Raw genomic sequence first — 21,002 nt, 5'->3', positions numbered from 1 at the left:
CCGCAGTGGATAGCAAATTCCTATGGATCAACACCCTTATCACGCAGCAATTGGCACCGTTCCCGATCACTTTAACATGGCAAGCTATGTTCTTGGGAAAGCGGGTGAAACGCCGACAAAGATTGCATTGAAAGTGATTGATGCGGCATCCGCTGACGCGTGGACTTTTCACGACATCGCCACGGCGGTACGCACAACGGCAACGGGGTTGGCCGCACACGGCGTGCAGACAGGTGATCATGTTTTGATGCGATTGGGCAATACGCCATATTTTCCGATTGTCTACCTCGCCACGATCTTGCTTGGTGCGGTTCCTATTCCTACTTCAACTCAGCTGACTACGCCCGAAATCACGGCCATAGCGCATGAAACCCAGCCGGTCCTTGTGGTAGCCGATGAAAGTATCAGCCGACCAGACGGCGCATGGAAAACGCTGGAACAAAGCGCGCTAGTGGGGTTTAGCAGCCTTGCGCCTGCCGATCCACACATGGGTGATCCGAACCGTCCGGCCTATATCATTTACACCTCTGGCACGTCTGGTAAACCACGCCCCGTGGTTCATGCACACCGCGCGATTTGGGCGCGGCGTATGATGTGGGACGGCTGGTATGGTTTGCGATCCGATGACGTGATGCTGCACGCAGGCGCGTTCAATTGGACCTATACACTGGGCACCGGCCTGATGGATCCATGGGCAATTGGGGCGACCGCATTGATCCCAAAGGACGGGACACCAGCGGATCAATTGCCCGCACTTTTAGCCAAGCACAATGCGACGATTTTTGCAGCTGCACCGGGGGTTTACCGCAGGCTTCTCAGGTCAGACATCCCGAAACTACCGTCCCTGCGCCACGGACTATCAGCAGGTGAAAAGTTACCCAACACCACCGCAAAGGCATGGCAGACCGCAACCGGAACACCGATTTTCGAAGCCTACGGCATGTCTGAATGTTCAACCTTCATTTCAGCCCATCCCGGTGCGCAGACAAATGCACTTGGCTGGCCGCAAAAAGGCCGATCCATCGCGTTGCTCAAAGATGGAAGGCCAGTGGCTGAAGGCCAAAACGGAACCATTGCCGTCCACAAAGACGACCCCGGCCTTATGCTGGGATATTACAACGCAAAAACTGAAACCGCCGCGCGATTTGACGGCGACTGGTTCCTGACTGGCGACATCGGCTGCAAAGGCCCTGACGGCGCGATCCACTACGCCGGACGTGACGATGACATGATGAATGCCGGTGGCTACCGTGTCAGCCCGATCGAAGTCGAAAACGCGCTGGCCACCCATCCCGATATCGAAGACATCGCGGCCTGCGAAATTCGTGTGTCAACGGACACAAGTATCATCACGGCCTTTTATGTCAGCGCAGACGTGATAGATGATGCACAACTGGCCGGTTTCGCGGCCAAACACCTCGCGCGTTACAAGGTGCCACGTCAATTCATCCGAATTGATGCTTTGCCGCTTGGGGCAAACAACAAGATACTCCGCCGCCAGCTGCGGCAAAACTGGGAGACCGCACATGGTCAAGCTTGATATCATTTCCGATCCGATCTGCCCGTGGTGCTACATCGGTAAGGCCAATCTGGACAAAGCCCTATTGGATTTCCCCGACCACCCCTTTGTGATCGAATGGCACCCGTTCCAGCTGAACCCCGACATGCCCGCAGGCGGAATGGACCGGCGTGAATATCTTGAACGCAAGTTCGGCGGCAAAGAAGGTGCCGTGCGCGCCTACGCCCCAATCGTGGAAATGTCGGAAAAGATCGGCTTGGGGATCAATTTTGAGGCGATGAAAAAGACGCCCAATACTATCGACGCACATCGTCTGATCCATTGGGCGGGCATCGAGCAACGTCAAAGCTTTGTGGTGGATCTGTTGTTCAAAGCCTACTTCATCGAAGGCCGCGACATCGGCGATCATGAAGTTCTCGCAGACATCGCGGACACCGCAGAAATGGACGCCGCACTTGTCACCAAACTGCTGAAAACAGACAACGACATCGACGATATCCGCAAACGCGATGCGCATTCACGTGAGATGGGCGTGAATTCGGTGCCTACGTTTATTGTGGCCAATCAACATGCAGTCCCCGGCGCACAGCCGCCTGAAACCTGGGTCCAAGTCATCAAAGACATTCAAAGCCAACTCGACGTGGCCGAATAGCTCACGGATCGCTGCAAAGACACGGCAAATTACATGAAGAAAGTCCGCTAAATGGTTGCTCCTAAAATTAGATTGTCGCAGCCCGAATTTATCGGGCTGATGGCAATGACCTTGGCCACGACCGCGTTTTCGATTGATGCGATGTTGCCTGCATTGCCCGAAATCGCAGAAGACCTGTCGCCCGAAAACCCCAATCAGGTACAGCTGATCATCACGAGCTTTGTTCTTGGATTAGGTCTTGGCACGTTCTTTACGGGTCCCTTGTCGGATTCAATCGGCCGCCGCAAAGTCGTCATCGGTGGCGTTTTTCTGTTCATCATTGGCACCACAATTGCGTGGCTTTCCAACACGTTAGAATTCGTTCTGTTAGGCCGTGTCATCATGGGACTTGGGGCCGCAGGTCCACGGGTCGCCGCTGTGGCAATGACCCGCGATCTATATGACGGCCGCGACATGGCACGGATCATGTCGTTCATCATGGTGGTGTTTTCGCTCGCCCCTGCATTGGCACCAACGATTGGGCATTACATCATTCTTGGTGCAGGCTGGCGCAGCATCTTTATCGCTTTCGGCATCTTTGCGGCCGTGCCAGCGCTCTGGCTCTATCTTAGACAGCCCGAGTCGCTTGATCCCAAGAACCGTCGCCCTGTCCGGTTGGAATCGATGCTTGCCGCTACAAAACAGATGTTCGCCCATCGCACCGCTCGCTTGTCCATCTTCGTACAAACGTTGACCTTCGGGATGTTGTTCACGGTCCTTTCGACCACCCAACAGGTGTTTGATGAAACCTTCGGGCAAGGCGAACATTTTCATCTGTGGTTTGCAGCGATTGCCGTGTTGGCCGCAACTGGATCACTGCTGAACGCGCGTCTAGTTGGCGCGTTAGGGATGCGTGCAATGGTCAAGGGCATGTTCATTGCACAGATCGGTTTGACCCTCGTCATGGTCGCAACGGCGACAGTTGACGCGCTATATTGGATCGCCTTCGGGACCTATCTGATCTGGGTTATCGGCAACTTTTTCCAAGTCGGCCTAACCATCGGCAATCTGAATGCCTTGGCAATGGAAGAAATGGGCCACATCGCGGGCCTTGCCGCCTCCGTTATCGCCGCGTTTTCCACCGTTGGCGCAGTCATGCTGGCCGCACCTACGGCACTGTTATACGACGGAACGCCGCTGCCGATGGGCATCGCAACGCTCGTGATGGCGAGCGCTGCACTATGGCTCACCACGCTCATCAAACGGCCCGGTGAAACCTAGGCCTTCTGTTTCTTACGTTCGTCTGCCAATTTTTGGGCCAGATCGCGTGCAATATTGAATGCGCCTTGGATCTTGTCACGGTCCTTGGTCCAATCGCGTCGCACAACGATCTTGTTGTCTTTAACCTTCGCCAGCCCCTTTTGGTCGTGGATAAAGGCAACCAGCCCCTCAGGTGATGCGAATTTATCGTTGTGGAACTGGATCGTGGCACCCTTTGGACCAGCGTCCAATTTGCCGATACCGGCTTTCTTACACATCGCCTTGATCCGCACGACCAGCATCAGCGTGTTGACCTCTTTCGGCAGTTTCCCGAACCGGTCGATCAACTCGGCGGCGAAACCTTCTAGTTCAACCTTCGTCGTCAGCTCAGACAAACGCCGATACAGCCCTAAACGAACGTCCAGATCAGGCACGTAAGCATCCGGTATCAGAACAGGCACACCAAGGTTGATCTGCGGCGACCATTCGCCGTCGTCAATGATCCCTTCAGCGGCACCGGATTTGATCGCGCTGATCTGATCCTCGAGCATCTGTTGATACAGTTCATACCCAACCTCACGCATCTGACCGGATTGTTCTTCGCCCAAAAGGTTACCCGCACCACGAATATCAAGATCTTGCGACGCAAGCGTGAACCCTGCCCCAAGGCTATCGAGCGACCCTAGCACGCGCAGACGCTTTTGCGCTGTATCGGTCAGTTTCTGGCGGGGTTTCGTCGTCAGATAGGCATAAGCGCGGGTTTTGGATCGTCCAACACGCCCGCGAATTTGGTAAAGCTGCGACAGACCAAACATATCGGCCCGCCACACGATCATCGTGTTGGCCGTTGGAATATCGAGACCGGATTCCACAATCGTCGTTGCCAACAGCACATCATATTTGCCGTCGTAAAACGCGTTCATCCGATCATCGAGCTCACCTGCCGCCATCTGTCCGGTGGCAGCGATAAAGCTGACTTCGGGCACTTCGCGTTTCAGGAAATCTTCCATCTCGGCCATGTCGCTAATGCGCGGCACAACCATGAACGACTGACCGCCACGGTAATGTTCACGTAGCAGCGCTTCGCGGATCGTGATCGTATCAAATTCGGAAACATAAGTGCGGATGGCAAGCCGGTCGATGGGCGGCGTACCAATGATCGAAAGATCGCGCACACCGGACAAAGAAAGCTGCAATGTCCGCGGGATAGGCGTCGCAGTTAATGTCAAAACGTGGACATCCGTCCGCAACTGTTTCAACCGTTCTTTGTGCTGCACACCGAACTTTTGCTCTTCATCGATCACCAACAAACCAAGGTTCTTGAACCGGATGGATTTGGCCAAAAGCGCATGTGTGCCAACGACAATATCAACAGTGCCCTTGGTAATCCCGTCACGCGTCTTCGTCGCATCGCCTGCAGATACAAATCGCGACAACGGGGCCACGTTGATCGGGAAACCACGGAACCGTTCCGCGAAGCTTTGGTAGTGCTGCCGCGCGAGCAGTGTCGTCGGTGCAATAATCGCAACTTGGACGCCGCACATCGCAGCGACAAAAGCAGCACGGATCGCGACTTCGGTTTTCCCGAAACCAACATCGCCGCAGATCAACCGATCCATCGGACGGCCAGACGCGAGGTCGTCTAAAACATCTTCAATGGCCGACAATTGATCGTCCGTTTCAGCGTAAGGAAAGCGCGCAAGGAACTGATCCCAAAGTGTTTCTGGCGGATCAAGCGATGGTGCCGTTCGCAATTCGCGTTCCGCCGCGACACGGATCAGACGTTCGGCGATCTGACGGATACGTTCCTTGAGACGCGCCTTTTTCGCCTGCCATGCACCGCCGCCAAGCTTATCAAGCAGACCTTCGTCATGCCCGTATTTCGACAGCAGTTCGATATTCTCGACAGGCAGATAAAGCTTTGAACTCTCTGCATATTCGATCAGCAGGCATTCGTGGGCGGCACCGGCCGCCGTGATGACCTCCATGCCTTTGAACCGACCAACCCCGTGGTCCACATGCACCACCAGATCGCCGATGTTTAGACTGTTGGCTTCTGAAAGGAAATTCTCGGCACGGCGTTTGCGTTTCGTCGTTCGGATCAACCGATCGCCCAGTACGTCCTGCTCGGAAATCACCGTCATTCCGGGCGCAGAAAATCCGTGATCGAGCGGCCAAACCGCCAAATGCACGCCGGACTTACCGACACGACTATGATCGCTGACGGGAATGACTTCGCCGATGCCTTCGTCTTCGATCAGCCCTGTCAGGCGTTCCCGCGCACCTTCCGAATAGCTGGCAATGACAACCGGACCATCCGCCATCTTGGCCTTAATGTGATCCGCCAGCGCACTGAAAAGGTTAATCGTTTCGCTTTGTCGTTCTGGCGCGAAATTACGACCAATACGACCGCCAGCATCAACGACACCCATACCTGTGGCTTGCGGCAATGGTGCGAACTGGACGACACGTTTGTCAGCAACGCCAGCAGACCAAGCGGCATCATCCAAATACAAAAGCGCAGGCGGTGCCGGTTTATAAACCGTGTCCACGCGGCCCTTTTGCGACAGGGCATGCATCCGTGTTTCGTATTGATCCACGATGCTGTCCCACCGCGCGATCCGCGACGGCGTCAGTTGATCATCCAATGTAATCGACGCGGACCCAGTGTAGTCAAAAATCGTCTCAAGATCGTCGTTGAAGAAGCCTAACCAATGCTCGATCCCCGCATGTTTGCGGCCCGCACTAACGGCTTCATAAAGCGGATCATCGGTCCCTGCGGCCCCAAATTCAATCCGGTAATTCTGCCGGAACCGCGTGATCGCCGCGTCATCAAGGATCACTTCGGACACTGGCGCCAGTTCGATCTCTTTCAGCTTTTCGGTGGTCCGTTGCGACGCCGGATCAAACCGCCGCGCCCCATCCAGCACGTCGCCGAACATATCCAAACGGATCGGTCCTGACTGACCTGGTGGGAAAATATCAATGATGCCGCCGCGCACTGCGTAATCGCCCGCCTCCATCACCGTGGGGGCTTGGGTAAAGCCCATGCGGACCAAAAACGCTCGCAGACCTTTTTCATCAATCCGGTCGCCGACCGTCGCCTTGAAGGCCGCCTCACGCAGCAAAGATCGTGGTGGCACTCGCTGGGCCGCCGCGTTCAAGGACGTCAACAGAACGTATTTGGCAGGCATACCGTGTGACAGTGCGGCCAGTGTGGCCATGCGTGCCGCCGAAATATCCGCATTAGGAGAAACGCGATCATACGGCAAACAGTCCCATGCCGGGAACGTAAAAACGGGCATATCGGGCGCAAAGAACCGCAGGGCCGCTTCCATCGCAGCCAACCGCTTGTCGTCGCGCGCAATATGCACAACGGGACCGTCGGACTTAGAGATTTCCTGCAAGATCAGCTGGGCGTCGAACCCTTCGGGTGCGCCAGCGATCGTGATGTGATGAGACTTTGACATGACGACTGACCTACCCCGCGTGAAGGGCTTGTCAACTGCCTACCAGAACGGAACCGTCAAGTTATGGTACATCCCGTACATCGAGGTGACAAAAATCGACACCATCCCGATGATCTGTGTCCACAGCCTGTGACGCAGCAGCATCTTATAAAGCGACTGTGCGTCTGTCGCATTGGTTTCGATGTTCTGGGCGCTCGACAGGCTGACAGCCCCCACGATGCTTAACGGGAAAACAATGAAAAGCAGCGCTTGGGCAAATTCGATCCAGTAGAAAAAAGCCAGCACAAACAAAACAGTGTTCGCAAAACTGACGAACATCAAAAGCCAAGGGCCTGAAAACCGCGCGATGCCCAATAAGCGGTTCACATTCACACGGACGATATCAATGAGGTCTTGCTCGGCCTCTCCGCCACGTTTCCGCGCACGTTGGATCAGGTCAAACGGCACGCCCAGAACCCAATGGCTCATGGATGACCAAAGCACAGCAATTCCGATCCAATACCAGAGATTGGAGAATGATCGCATATCAATGACGTCGAAAAGGGCTTCAGTCCAATTCACGGGTGGCAGCCTCGTGCGCAGGTGTTATTTTTGGCGACACTAGCGGGCGCATTCATGGATGCCCAGACTTGTGAAGGGCCGAATTTGATGTATCCAAGAACCTGTGACCAGAAAGGCCCGATCATGACACCAGTTGTACCTCCATTTCCCGCCGCACGTCTGCGCCGGATGCGCCAAACCCCTGCTTTGCGGGCCATGATGCGCGAAAATACGTTGACGGTGGATGATCTGATCTGGCCTGTGTTTGTGATGGCAGGCACGGATGATGAAACGCCTGTGGCATCCATGCCGGGTGTTGTGCGGCGGACGGTTGACCGTGTGGCGAAAGCGGCGAAAGAAGCGCAGGACCTCGGTATTCCCGCGATTTGTCTGTTCCCTTACACAGGCATGGAAAGCCGGACAGAGGATTGCGCAGAGGCATGGTCGCCCGATAACCTGACCAACCAAGCGATCCGCGCGATCAAAGACGTAGCCCCCGAGATCGCCGTGATGACTGACATCGCCCTTGATCCGTACAATATCAACGGCCACGACGGGTTTGTCGAAGACGGCGTCATCGTGAACGACCGCACGGTCGATGCCTTGGTTAAAATGGCACTGGCGCAGGCCGATGCGGGGGCTGATATCCTTGGGCCGTCAGACATGATGGACGGACGCATCGGCGCGATCCGAAAAGCACTCGAAACTGAGGGACATCAGGACGTTACAATCCTGTCTTACACCGCCAAATACGCCTCCGCTTTCTATGGCCCATTCCGCGATGCGGTGGGCGCATCCGCAGCCCTCAAAGGCGATAAGAACACTTACCAAATGAATCCGGCCAACAGCGATGAAGCGATGCGGCTTGTCCAACGCGACCTGCAAGAAGGCGCAGACATGATCATGGTCAAACCGGGCATGCCCTATCTGGACATCTGTCGTCGCGTGAAAACCGAATTTGGCGTGCCGACCTTCGCCTACCAAGTCTCTGGCGAATACGCGATGATCCAAGCGGGCGCACAAAACGGCTGGGTTGATGGCGACAAAGTCATGATGGAATCTATGATGGCGTTCAAACGCGCGGGCTGCGACGGGGTTCTCACCTACTTTGCGCCGCAAATCGCACGTCTTCTCAACGGCTAGACCGCGTCCCTGCTTCTTTTGGCTCCAAATATCCTCGCCGAAGGCTTGGGATCTACAAGATCCCAAATCCAACACGGACCAAACGCACCGATGACTGATCTTACAGGTGACAGCACAGCTATTTCCCTTTAAGATAACGCCCAAGGCCCGAGAAACGGGTCATCAAAAACAACTGAGGCGACATATGAGCACTTTTTCCAGACGGCAGTTTGGCCTCGCGGCATTGGCAGGAACAACCTTGGCGGCCTGCGGCAATGGCATTGGCACCAACGGGGCCGCAACAATTGACGCGCGCGTCGATAGCACCTTGGCCTTCATGTACGAAACTTATCCGGGCACCCGTGATCTGGCACAACGGTCAGCTGGTCAATTGATCATGCCCCTTGTGACCGAACTGGGTCTTGGTCTTGGCGGATCATTTGGGCGCGGTGCATTGCGTGTCGGCCCATCAACCGTTGACTATTATTCTTCAACGTCCGGGTCTGCGGGTCTCCAGATCGGCGCACAACAATTCAGTCATGTGTTGTTCTTCATGACGCAAGAAGCGCTTGTTGAATTCCGCCAGTCCCCGGGTTGGGCTGCCGGTGCTGATCTTGAATACGCACTGAGTTCACAGGGCGAGACCTTGCGCGCCGAAACAACCACATCGCTGTCCCCCGTGATTGCTGTTGTGTTTGGCCAAACAGGTTTGCGCATCGGTGCAACGCTTGAAGGCACCAAATACACGCGGATCATCCCGTAAGGCGCATCAATGGCGCTCCCGATCCTGATCCTTGCCGCTGGCCAGTCATCACGGATGCGCGGGACGGATAAACTATTGGAAAAGATCGACGGCGTGGCTTTACTGCGCCGTCAGATTGACGCGGGACAACAGGTGTCGCCTGACGTCTATGTCACGTTACCACATCCTGTTCATCCCCGCGCAGCGCTGTTGCCGTGCACGTCTGCACGCGCTGTCATCGTCCCTGATGCTGCGGATGGTATGGCAGTTTCATTGCGAACAGGTGTCGCCGCCCTGCCCGATTGCCCTGCTTTTATGGTGCTGCTGGCTGATCTAGCGGCACTTACGGCCGCGGACTTGGTTACGATGCTGACGACCCGCGAAGAATGCCCCGATCATCTGATTTGGCGTGGAGCGACGGACGCAGGCAAACCCGGACATCCCGTGATCTTTGACGCGAGTTTACGACCCGCATTTGGCGATCTATCCGGCGATACGGGCGGCGCGCCGATCCTCAAGGCCCATAAAGACCAGACCTGTCTGGTCCAATTGCCGGAAAAGCATGCCCTTCTTGATCTGGACACACCCGAAGACTGGGCCGCGTGGCGTCGCGCCACTGGACGCTAGTGTTTTGCCAGAATGGCTGCTTCGTGTTTCTTCAACACGCGACGCGCTGCACCAAAGCCTGCTTTTTCGGTCGCAAGATGCGCCAAGTCAGGGAACAGCTTGAAGATTTCGTTGCGCTGGGACGTGCCAACGCCCTTCAACGCATAATCACCCGGTTGGAAACTTTCGGTCCATGTGCCGTTTGACAAGATCACTTCGTGCCGTTCAAACATCAGGTGGATATAGGTCACGCCGCTGGACTGCACCTGATCAACGCCGTCAGCGGTTGTCATGTGCTTCGCAGCCGCAAAGACTTCGTTGTCTTCAAAGTGCAGTGCGGCGCGTTGCCCGCTCAACAGCAAACGGTGGTTTGGTGACAACAGCAAATCCTGCTCTGGGACGTTTGCACCCAGCGATCCGGCACGCACCAGTACGGGCTGCAAATCCGGTGATTTCACAAGTTCATCCCCAGACAAAGTCCGGCTACCCGCCCAAGTGATTTCCTGAATGCCGTTGTCGCGCGTAAACACCTTATCGCCCGGTCGCAGAGTTTCGACAGCGACTTCACCCTTTGGCGTCGCAATCTTGGTGCCCGGCGTGAAACAGATCACGACATTTTCGATTTCGGAGTACTCCACGCGCCGCGTGATATTGCCATTCGAATCAAGCAATTCGACGCGGCCCGCTTCGGGATCATTCGGATCACGGATCAGGTTGAAATCCGCGTATGCGGTGCCCAAACCGGCCGTCAGGTCCAGCACATCAACGTCAGACCCGTCCGCGTCTTCGCCGCCGACGATCACATGATTGCCAGCACCGCCGATTGTGAACAGGTCGGAATTGTCGCCACCGAACAGACGGTCGTTGTCAGGACCAGCCACAAGCACGTCTTCGCCCGCACCGCCAAACAATTGATCATCGCCCGTACCACCGTTAAGCGTATCTGCGCCCTCGCCGCCTTCCAGAACGTCTTGGCCTTGACCACCGTCCAGAACATCGTCGCCTGCGCCGCCGAAAAGTTTGTCGTCGCCGTCGTCGCCCATCAAGGTGTCATTGCCGCCCTGACCAAAGATCGTGTCTTGGCCAGACCCGCCAGAGATCACATCATTGCCCGGCTCGATCGGTGTCACGACCGCGTCATCAATCAGATCACCATTCATGGTGAAACCAGATCCAGTCGTCCGTGTCTCAAGCGTAAATTCGATAAATGTCCGGTCGCTGAATTCAGCGCTAAACCATGCGTCTTGATCGTCGGGGCTGTTCGCCTCGCCACCAGCGGCTGTTACGGACCCAGGCGCTGAACTGACCAGCAAAGACGTATCAGCCGCTGTGCCAAAGGCGCTAAAGCTATCCGCGTCCAATGTGACGCTTTCCTGATCGCCGGGGCTGTTGCGGTCCAGATCGTTGAATGTCGCCGTAGAATTCAGCGCAATTGGCTGGCCTGTCGCTGGATCAAAGAACTCCATCCGAAAACTAGCCGTTTCGCCGCCATCCGTTGGTGTCGTGCCGTTACGGGCGTTCAGTAGAATTTCGTAGCCACGTCCGCCAGACAGATCAATGTTCAGATCAGGATCAGACGTTCCAACAAGGATCAAACGTGCAGACACCTGCGTCCCATCATCCAACTGCGCAACATTCGCATAGACGGCCACATCACCTACCTGCGCGTTGTCATTGCCCGAAGACGTGTCGCTAACCAGATTGTTGATATTCAGCGATAGCGGGGTTGCATCAGAGCCGGGCGCTATCCCTTCGCCGTTATCCCCATAAAGGATATCGTCGCCGTCGCCGCCCAAAATGCTGTCGTCGCCGCCTTCACCAGAAATCGTGTCCTGACCATTAAAGCCATTGATGGTGTCATCCTCGGGTGTGCCCTGAATGACGTCTGTATTTGAAGTACCGTTGATCTCAGCCATGATAGTTCCCCATCGTGCATATCTATGTCCGCTGCAGTGCGGCGATTGGGCTCTATCTATTAAGCTCACTTAGAAAATACAGGGGGAATAAGTCCGGATGCCACTCAAAGGGCAAATTTTTGCCTTGTTTTGTGGGTTTTGGCTAATTTTGACGTTGGGTTACGAAACAATTCAGCGCATCTGAAATAATTGTTCCCCACGTACGAACGCCCGCTAGTTTTTTGTATCCAGCGGGCGTTGTTTTTGTGTTTTGCGTTTTTGCGCTTATTTGAGCAGGAGTTTTGCTTCGTGTTTTTTGAGCGCTTTGCGTGCTGACTGGTAGTTTTCGAGGCCGGTTTTTGACTGCAGTTCAGGGAAGAGATCGAAGATTTCGTTCCGCTGGCTGTTGCCGATACCTTTGAGGGAATAGTCACCTGGCTGGAAGCTTTCCGTCCATGCCCCGTTTGACAGCACCACTTCGTGCCGCTCGAACATGAAGTGCACGTAGGTCGTCTGCATCACGTTGACTGTATGGATGCCTTCCGCCCCGACCATGTGCTTGGCTGCTGCCAGCACTTCGCTTTCTTCGAAGTACAGCTGCGTTTTGTCTGACGACACAAGCACGCGGTGGTTTGGTGACACCATCATGTCACGTTCCGGCAGACCGTGGCCAAGTGCACCCGCCTTGATCAGAACAGGCTGCAGGTGCGGGTTTTGCACCAGCTGCTGGCCTGACATCGGCTTGTGGCCCATCCATGCGATTTCCTGGATGCCATTGTCGCGGGTGATGATCCGGTCGCCAACTTGCAGCTCTTCGACCAGACGCTCGCCTTTTGGTGTCGCGATCAATGTCCCCGGTGTGAAGCACGGGATGACGTTTTCGATTTCCGAGAAGGTCATCGTGGACCCGTCGAGGAACGTCACCGTGCCTGCTTCCGGGTCGCCGTCTACGTAATCGATCCGGTCGACGTTGGACCCCGTCAGGTCGAGGACATCGATGTCCTGACCATCAGCGTCTTCGCCACCCGTGACCACATCACCGCCGTTACCGCCGAAGAATGTGTCAGAGCCGGTGCCACCGGACAGATCGTCCACACCTGCGCCACCGGTGATCAGGTCTTCACCCTCACCACCGTCGATCGTGTCGTTGCCCAGACCACCTTCGAGGTCGTCGTTGCCGGCACCCCCGAAGATCGTGTCATCGCCGTCGGTTGCGTTGACGTCATCGTTGCCGTCGCCGCCTTCGATGTAGTCGGATTGTTCGCCACCAGTGATTTCATCGTCACCAGCGCCACCAAACAGACTGTCATCGCCGCCGTTGCCGACAATCTTGTCATCGCCGTCGTCGCCAGAGATCACATCGTCGCCACGGCGCCCTTCAAGGCTGTCGCTGCCGTCGCCACCAAAGATAACATCGCCGTCTTCGCCGCCTGTGACCGTATCGTCGCCTGCACCGCCAAAGATCGTGTCTTCGCCAATCCCGCCATCGATGCTGTCGTTGCCCTGACCACCGATCAGAACGTCGTCGCCATCGCCGCCAACCAGAAGGTCGTCGTCCACGCCGCCGTCCAGCACGTCGTTGCCAGCGCCACCAAACAGCGTGTCATCGTCGTCTTGGCCGAAGATCGTATCGTTGCCGTCACCGCCAAAGATCGTGTCCCCGTTGTTTTCAGGAACAAGGTCCTGGAAGCCCGCGGCGTCTGGTTCGTCATCAGGGAAGCTGACCGCATCCGCCAGTGGATCTTCGAGACCACCGTAGATGGTGTCGTCGCCCGCACCGCCTTCGATCACGTCGTTGCCTTCGCCACCTTCGATGAAGTCATCGCCTGTGCCGCCGTCAACAGTATCGTCGTCAAAGCCTGCGTTGATCGTGTCGTTGCCGGACCCACCGATGATGCTGTCGTCGTCATCACCTGTGTTGATGATGTCGTTGCCAGCCCCGCCGTCGACAAAGTCTTTGTCGTCGTTTGGATCCTCATCAGCATCATAGCCCGGGAACACAAGACCTGGGATCGTCGCAGATGGCTGCTCCGGATATCCCACGTCTGGCGCTTCATCCCCTTGGGTTGAACCCACGTTGATGATGTCGTCGCCGTCGCCTGCATCGACTGTGTCGCTGCCTTCACGGTCTTCGATCACATCGTTGCCTGCACCGCCAAAGAACGTGTCGTCGCCAAGGCCGCCGTGCAATTCATCGTCGCCAGCTTCACCGGCCACAGTGTCATTGCCAGCACCGCCGATCACGGTGTCGTCGTCCAGACCACCCCAAAGATCATCGTCACCTGTGCCACCGAACAAGGTGTCTTCGCCTTCAGAGCCTTCGATGATGTCATTGCCTGACCCACCGCGCAACTCGTCGTCGCCTGCACCGCCGTTGACGATGTCATCACCTGCACCACCCGCGATGGTGTCGTCACCATCCTGGCCGTTCAGCTGATCGTCGTCCGCACCACCGTTGATGGTGTCGTTGCCAAGACCACCGTTGATGGTGTCTTCGCCTTGACCGCCGAACAGATTGTCATCGCCTTGGTTGCCATTGATGGTGTCGTTGCCCGTGCCACCAAAGACATCATCGTCTCCAGCGCCAGCAGAAATCACGTCATCGCCGCCGAAGCCTTCGATCACGTCATTGTCTGTGCCTTCGTCGCCCGGCAAGATACCGTCGCCGGCATCAACGATGTCACCATCCGCATCCACATAAGGAATGTTCGGGTTGATCACATCGTTGCCATCGGTGCCTTGGACTGTCCCGTCGTTGATACCTGTCACTGTGAAGGTCACAGTCGCAGTATCTGTCGCACCGTTTTCATCAACGATTGTGTAGGTCACAGAGCTGTCGCGTGTCGCCCCCAGACCCAGATCGTCAAAGTCGTCGCCTGCGTCAAAGTCCACAGTCCCGTCAGCATTGATCGTGAATGTGCCGCCATTGTCGCCAGCAACCACGTTGCCCACGTTGGCCGCGTCACCGTCAACCGCCACAACCGTCAGGTCGTCGCCTTCCGGATCGCTGTCCACACCGTTACCAGTGTCACCCGTAATGACGTTTCCGTCCACATCGCCCGCAGTCTCCGTCAAGGACACCACATAGGCGTTGTCTGTCGCATCAGGGCCGTCGTTCACACCGTTCACTGTGATGGTCACAGTTTCCGTGGATGTCGCACCTGACGGGTCTGTCACGGTGTATGTGACAGTGGTCTCAGCAGTTTCACCCGGGGCAAGTGCTTCAAAGTCGCCGTTTGGATCAAAGCTGATGCTGCCATCAGGATTGATTGTAACCAAGCCACCGTTTGAGCCGTCAACAGGTGTCCCAACAAGGGTTTCATCCCCGTTCACCGCACCAACCGTCAGCGGATCACCGTCCGGATCACTGTCGTTGTCCAGCACGTTGCCCAGATCGGTCACGTCGTCCTCATTAGCGTCAAACGTATCCGCGACTGCTGTTGGGCCGTCGTTTGTACCCGTCACTGTGACAGTCACTGTTGTGCTGTCTGTCGCACCGTTTTCATCCGTGACGGTGTAGGTCACTGTGGTGTCAGCGGTTTCGCCTGCACCCAGATCATCAAAGTCACCGTTTGGATCAAAGCTGGCTGTGCCATCTGCGTTGATCGTGACCAGACCGCCGTTGTCACCTGCAACAGGTGCCCCGACAAGGGTCTCATCACCGTTGACCGCGCCAACCGTCAGGTCATCGCCTTCCGGATCGCTGTCGTTGCCCAAGACGTTGTCCAGATCGATGACAGTGTCCTGATCGGTGCTGTCTGTATCCGCCACAGCCACTGGCGCGTCATTTGTCCCCGTCACTGTGATCGTCACAGTTTCTGTGGATGTTGCACCGGATGGATCGGTCACAGTGTACGTGACCGTTGTTGTGGCCTCTTCACCCTCACCCAGATCGTCAAAGTCGCCATTTGGATCGAATGTGACCGTGCCGTCCGGATTGATTGTGACCAAGCCACCGTCAGAGCCGTCAACAGGTGTGCCAACAAGGCTCTCGTCCCCGTTCACCGCACCAACTGTGAGCGGATCACCATCCGGATCAGAGTCGTTGTCCAGCACATTGCCGATCACGCCCGCAGGATCATCCTCACCCGCTGTCAGATCGTCCGCCACAGCCACAGGACCGTCGTTCGATCCAGTCACTGTGAAGGTCACAGTCGCTGTGTCTTCCAGACCGTTCTCGTCTGCGATGGTGTAAGTGATCGTTGTGGTCGCGTCTTCGCCCGCGCCCAGATCGTCAAACTCACCGTTGGCATCAAAGTCCACAGACCCGTCTGCGTTCACAGTGAACAGACCACCATTGTCGCCAGCAACCGCGTTGCCCACGTTACCTGTCTGGTTGTCCACACGCACAACTGTCAGATCATCGCCTTCTGGATCGCTGTCAGCCCCTGCACCTGTATCGTCAGTGATCGCATTGGCATCCACATCGCCGAATGTTTCATCCTGCGAGACCACATAAGCGCTATCCACAGCATTTGGCGCATCATTCACGCCAGTCACTGTCACAGTCACCGTTGTGGTTGATGTGGCCCCTGATGGATCCGTCACGGTGTAAGTCACTGTGGTCTCGGCTGTTTCGCCTTCACCCAATGCTTCAAAGTCACCGTTTGGATCAAAGCTAGCTGTGCCGTCTGCGTTGATCGTGACCAGACCGCCGTTGTCGCCAGCCACAGGCGTACCAACAAGTGTCTCATCGCCGTTCACCGCACCAACCGTCAGGTCGTCGCCGTCAACGTCCGTGTCATTCCCCAACACATTACCAAGATCGGTCAGGTCGTCTTCGGTCGCGTTACCCGTGTCGGCCACCGCGACAGGGTCATCGTTTGTACCCGTGACAGTGATCGTCACAGTCGCCGTATCGGTCGCACCGTTCTCGTCTGTCAGTGTGTAAGTCACTGTGGTGGTGGCTGTATCGCCTTCACCCAATGCGTCAAACTCACCATTGGCATCAAAGTAGATGTTGCCGCCGTTGTTGATCGTCACAAGACCACCATTGTCGCCCGCAACAGTCACACCCTGGCCAAAGGCACCAAATGGATCTGTGATATCGGCGCTGTCTGTGCCGTTCGTCACAGACGTCACACGGATCGTGTCACCTTCAGGATCGCTGTCTTGGCCCGCACCTGTGTTGTCACCGATGACATTGCCAATCGCAGGGCCACCGTCTGCGTCTTGATCTTGCGTGTAAACATCCGCCGTCGCATCTGGCGCGTCGTTTGTACCGGTCACTGTGATCGTCACAGTCGCCGTGTCGGTGCCGCCGTTGCCGTCATCAACCGTGTACGTCACTGTTGTTGTGGCTGTTTCGCCTTCACCAAGCGCCTCAAAGTCGCCGTTTGGATCAAAGGATGCAGTCCCGTCCGGGTTGATCGTCACAAGACCGCCGTCAGACCCTTCAACAGGTGTCCCGACAAGTGTCTCGTCCCCGTTCACAGCACCCACTGTCAGCGTGTCGCCCGCATTTGCGTCCGTGTCGTTGTCCAGCACGTTGCCCAGATCGGACACACCGTCCTCGGTTGCATCAACAACATCATCCAGCGCATCAGGGTCAAAGTTCGTGACCTCATCACCCACAATCTCTTCGATTTCGGTGAAAGAGATCGTCTCGCCTGTTGGGTTGCCATCGGCGTCCACAAACACAACCTGACCGTCAAGGCCATTGCCGTTGCTATCAGGGATCGGGCTACCTGTGCCGTCCGGACCCGTCAGGATGAACGACCCCTGACCCGTCAGGTCAAGCACATCGTTATCGTCGCCGCCTGCACCGCCGTCGACCACATCACCGGCACCGCCAATGATCGTATCCGCGTCGTCGCCGCCATAGATTTCATCTGCGCCAGCACCACCCGTGATGACATCGTCACCACCTTTGCCGTAGATCACATCATCGCCGGCGTCCCCGTTCAGAACGTCGTTGCCAGCCTCGGATGTGCCCTCGGATGCCGTGGTGAAGAAGTTGATGTCAGACACGTCAACGCGCTGATCTGTCGTCTCGCCGTTGTCGTAATCAATCTCGATCCGCGCAACAGGGCCTGCGATTTCAAACAGAACCGATCCGGCCTGTGCCGCTGGTGTCACGCCATCTGTGTGCTCAACACCACCCGTCACTGTGTTGCCGTTGATGATCTGTGCGCCTGATTCAGCTGTGATCGTGACCGCAATCTCTTCGCCAGCCGCGTTATAGGCCCGCACTGTCACGATATCGATGTGGTCGTCCGCATCGGTCCCGTTATCAATGTCGTTGATCCGGAAAGACACGTCCTGCACTTCATCGCCGTACGCCGCATCATTTGATGCAAAGCTCAGTGTCGTGGTGGACGTGTTATCAACACCGCCCTCGCCGCCCAGGCCGTGCAGGTGCAGACCGGAGTTCGGATCAAACGCTTCGCCCGCTTCCACATACATCGCTGTGTTTTCAACGTCGGCTGTCGCACCTTCGTCTTCTTGCGCAAAACCGATCGTGACGTTCATGCCGTCAACAGCAACCGTCTGCGTCGCACCAAGGGCTGTGCCCGCTGGCAAAGCTTCGGTCCACTGCAGTGTCAGCTGATCAACGCGGCCCGTGGCCCCGTCTTCATCATCACCGCAGATCAGGTCATCGCCTGCGCCGCCGTTGATGGTGTCGTCGCCCGCACCGCCGTAAAGTTCGTCATTACCAGCCGCACCGGTATCGTCTTTATACAGCGCGTCGCCTTCGATCACGTCGTTGCCGGATCCGCCGTAAACTGTGTCGTCATTTGATCCGCCGGAAAGCGTGTCGTTGCCCGCGTCACCGTAAACCGTGTCCTGACCGTGGCCGCCGTAGACGCTATCGTCGCCTGTGCCGCCGTAAACAAGATCGTTATCCGCAGACGCCCACAGGTTATCATTGCCCGCATCGCCGTAGATCGTGTCGTTGCCGTAAGAGGCTTCAACCATGTCGTCGCCGTCACCGCCGTAGAACACGTCGTTGCCGCGATCAGCACCGCCCAATACGTCGTTGCCCGCGCCACCAAACTGGGTGTCGTCGCCGTCGTTGCCAAACAAGCGGTCGTCGCCATCGCCACCTTCGAGCGTGTCGTTGCCGATACCGCCGTCAAGATTGTCGTTGCCGCCATTGCCCAACAGCACATCATCACCAGCGCCGCCCATTAGGACGTCGTCGCCGTCAACACCGTCTGCAATCGCAGGGATTTCAAACGTGATGTCTGTAACTGCAACCGTGCCAGAATAATCCCGCTCCGGACCGTCATCCAGAACAATCCAAAGATGCTGGATAGGACCTGCAATGGTCACCGCAACATCCTGGCCGTTGTTATCTGCACCCGGACCCGCCGCATTCGTCTGGGACCCAATGATCATGTTGCCGTTCACTGTGTGAACGCCCGTGTCTTCGAACTGGACCTCAACAAAATTGCCCTGTGCGTCCTTCGCCATGATCGTGATCTTATCAAGCGCATCCACATCCAAAAGCGTGAAGGACACGTTCGAGACTTCGGTGTCAAAATGCATGTCCGCTGTGGTCGGTTCTGTCACGTCCCACGCTTTGAGCATGCCGTTCTCGACGAACCATTCTTTGCCGCCCGCACTTTGTGGCGTGCCCACGCTGACGTTCACAGACTGGCCATCAACCGTCAGCGTCTGGTTGCCGTCAGATCCCAGCTGATCCCAATCGATCAGGAATTCTGTTGTGCCTGCCGCGTCCGCACCATCACCAACAAGAATGTCGTTGCCGGAACCGCCCTTCAGAAGGTCATCGCCAGACCCGCCAAACAGCGTGTCCGTGCCCGCGTCACCATACAGGTCGTCGTTGCCCGCATCGCCGTAAAGCAGATCGTTGTTGTTCATCCCCTCAAGGATGTCGTCGCCATTGCCGCCAAACAACACATCGTCGCCGTCCTGACCACACAACGTATCATCACCGTCTTCGCCCATCAGCGTGTCGTGACCTGTGCCACCAAACACCAGATCATCACCGTTCCCGGCTTTGACCAGATCATCGCCAGCGCCCGCCACGATCAAATCGTCGTCGCCCACGTCGCCTGCCAAAATCGCATCGTTATTGTCCACACGGTCACCATCCGGGTCACCGTTGTAGTTCACGTCAATCACGTCGTCGCCAGCCGTGCCTTCAACCGTGCCATCCAGATCAGGACCAATGTCATCATAAACCAGGTTATCAACAGCACCCGACCCGTGCAGCTGCACGTCCATCGTATAAACGCCTTCAACATCAAACGTCGCAATGTACTGGCCATTGTCACCCGTCGTCGGGATCTGACGTGTCGCAATCAGTTGACCGTGTTCATTGTAAAAACGAACCGTCGCACCTTCTTCGTTATCAAGGAAAGTCAGAGACTTCAGATCAGCGCCATCCGCAAAACGGAACCGGAATGTCCCGCCAATCGCATCATCCGGATCGTGGCTGTCACCATCCTCCGACACAATCAAAGCATTGCCCAAGTTCGACGTCGCAAGATCGTAATCACCACCCGTCGGGTTCGACGTGTCAAAAATCATTGCCCGATTTCCAACACCACCAGCCGTCCAAGCCTGAATAGTCACACCCGCAGACTGGTATTCATTATCAACAATCGTACCACCAGATAGATCATTAAAATCAATCGTCTTCGTCATAACTTGTTCTCCTAAGACCTTGGAAAGGCCACGCAAACCAAATGGGAAGACCCACTCGTATTAGATTTCTTTTGCAATCCTGACCAACTGGCAACATCGCAGACATTTACTATTCACACCTTGCTCCGCCACGACGGACCACATGTCGGATTCCCCAAAAACCCGGACCCCACCCAGAGTCACCCTGTCGTATAACAAGCAAAGTGGCGACAAAAAGGGAAAAAATGGCGCAAAAAGACCACAAACAACCCTGACGTGATCTGCCTTTAGGGCCGCTCACCCGCGTTATGTCATTTGGACGACAAGTCATTGTTTCCAAATCTAAAACAATAATTCCAACCAAAAGTGTTAACAGATTGTTAACAATGGAATTACAGTTGATTTCTTTCAGAATGAAACCGAATTTCGTAAAGATTTTTTCAATTTCAGAACCAATCAAAGCCCATTAACCCTACGTCAATGGATTGCGGCGGAAAAATGGCCCATCACTGAAAATTGTTTCCAGCATGGCAGGCAATACCGGGGGAAAGCCTGAACTGTCATGAAATTAGAAACGGAAATAGAATCGCACGGCCCAATTCCTGCCCCATTCGGGCAAGAG

10 protein-coding genes are annotated in these 21,002 nt (G+C 56.0%); 6 read left to right on the top strand and 4 right to left on the bottom strand.

Going from position 1 to position 21,002, the window contains the following annotated elements:
• The first annotated feature begins 22 nt into the window (after positions 1-22).
• Genes AC0L7R_RS09210 through AC0L7R_RS09200 form a run of 3 tightly spaced genes read left to right on the top strand, consistent with a single transcriptional unit; the run spans position 23 to position 3,431 of the window.
• On the top strand, positions 23-1,540 hold the full coding sequence (locus AC0L7R_RS09210; protein WP_473656563.1) for an AMP-binding protein: 1,518 nt from the start codon (positions 23-25) through the stop codon (positions 1,538-1,540).
• Positions 1,527-2,171: a DsbA family protein gene (locus tag AC0L7R_RS09205; protein WP_473656562.1), complete on the top strand. Its 645-nt coding sequence runs from the start codon at positions 1,527-1,529 to the stop codon at positions 2,169-2,171. The genes AC0L7R_RS09210 and AC0L7R_RS09205 overlap by 14 nt, the downstream gene beginning before the upstream one ends.
• Before the next feature lie 51 nt (positions 2,172-2,222).
• Complete coding sequence (locus AC0L7R_RS09200) at positions 2,223-3,431, top strand: MFS transporter (RefSeq protein ID WP_473656560.1); 1,209 nt, start codon at positions 2,223-2,225, stop codon at positions 3,429-3,431.
• Here the strand turns inward: AC0L7R_RS09200 and mfd are convergent.
• Both mfd and AC0L7R_RS09190 read right to left on the bottom strand, forming a co-directional pair.
• Entirely contained in the window at positions 3,428-6,880 is a 3,453-nt protein-coding gene (gene mfd, locus AC0L7R_RS09195; RefSeq protein WP_473656559.1) for a transcription-repair coupling factor, read from the bottom strand. The genes AC0L7R_RS09200 and mfd overlap by 4 nt on opposite strands.
• Positions 6,881-6,919: 39 nt before the next feature.
• The gene (locus AC0L7R_RS09190) at positions 6,920-7,441 is read right to left on the bottom strand and encodes a component of SufBCD complex (protein ID WP_247130030.1); all 522 of its coding nucleotides are present in this window, start codon (positions 7,439-7,441) and stop codon (positions 6,920-6,922) included.
• A gap of 123 nt (positions 7,442-7,564) precedes the next feature.
• On the opposite strand from AC0L7R_RS09190, the gene hemB reads away from it, so the two are divergent.
• From hemB to AC0L7R_RS09175, 3 genes are all read left to right on the top strand, one after another.
• Positions 7,565-8,563 (top strand): porphobilinogen synthase, encoded by a 999-nt coding sequence (gene hemB / locus AC0L7R_RS09185; protein ID WP_473656558.1) that lies wholly within the window; start codon positions 7,565-7,567, stop codon positions 8,561-8,563.
• Positions 8,564-8,747: 184 nt separating this feature from the next.
• A complete protein-coding gene (locus AC0L7R_RS09180; protein ID WP_473656557.1) occupies positions 8,748-9,305 on the top strand; it encodes a YSC84-related protein in 558 nt (185 codons plus the stop codon).
• Positions 9,306-9,314: 9 nt separating this feature from the next.
• Positions 9,315-9,911 (top strand): NTP transferase domain-containing protein, encoded by a 597-nt coding sequence (locus AC0L7R_RS09175; RefSeq protein ID WP_473656556.1) that lies wholly within the window; start codon positions 9,315-9,317, stop codon positions 9,909-9,911.
• Here the strand turns inward: AC0L7R_RS09175 and AC0L7R_RS09170 are convergent.
• Positions 9,908-11,806: a Hint domain-containing protein gene (locus AC0L7R_RS09170; protein ID WP_473656555.1), complete on the bottom strand. Its 1,899-nt coding sequence runs from the start codon at positions 11,804-11,806 to the stop codon at positions 9,908-9,910. The two genes, AC0L7R_RS09175 and AC0L7R_RS09170, sit on opposite strands and share 4 nt — an antisense overlap.
• A gap of 264 nt (positions 11,807-12,070) precedes the next feature.
• Positions 12,071-20,401, bottom strand: coding sequence for an Ig-like domain-containing protein (locus tag AC0L7R_RS09165; protein WP_473656554.1), 8,331 nt, complete (start codon positions 20,399-20,401; stop codon positions 12,071-12,073).
• Positions 20,402-21,002 lie beyond the last annotated feature (601 nt).

The organism is Yoonia sp. D2-7, assembly GCF_055809435.1.
This window is presented reverse-complemented; position numbering and strand designations above follow the sequence as displayed.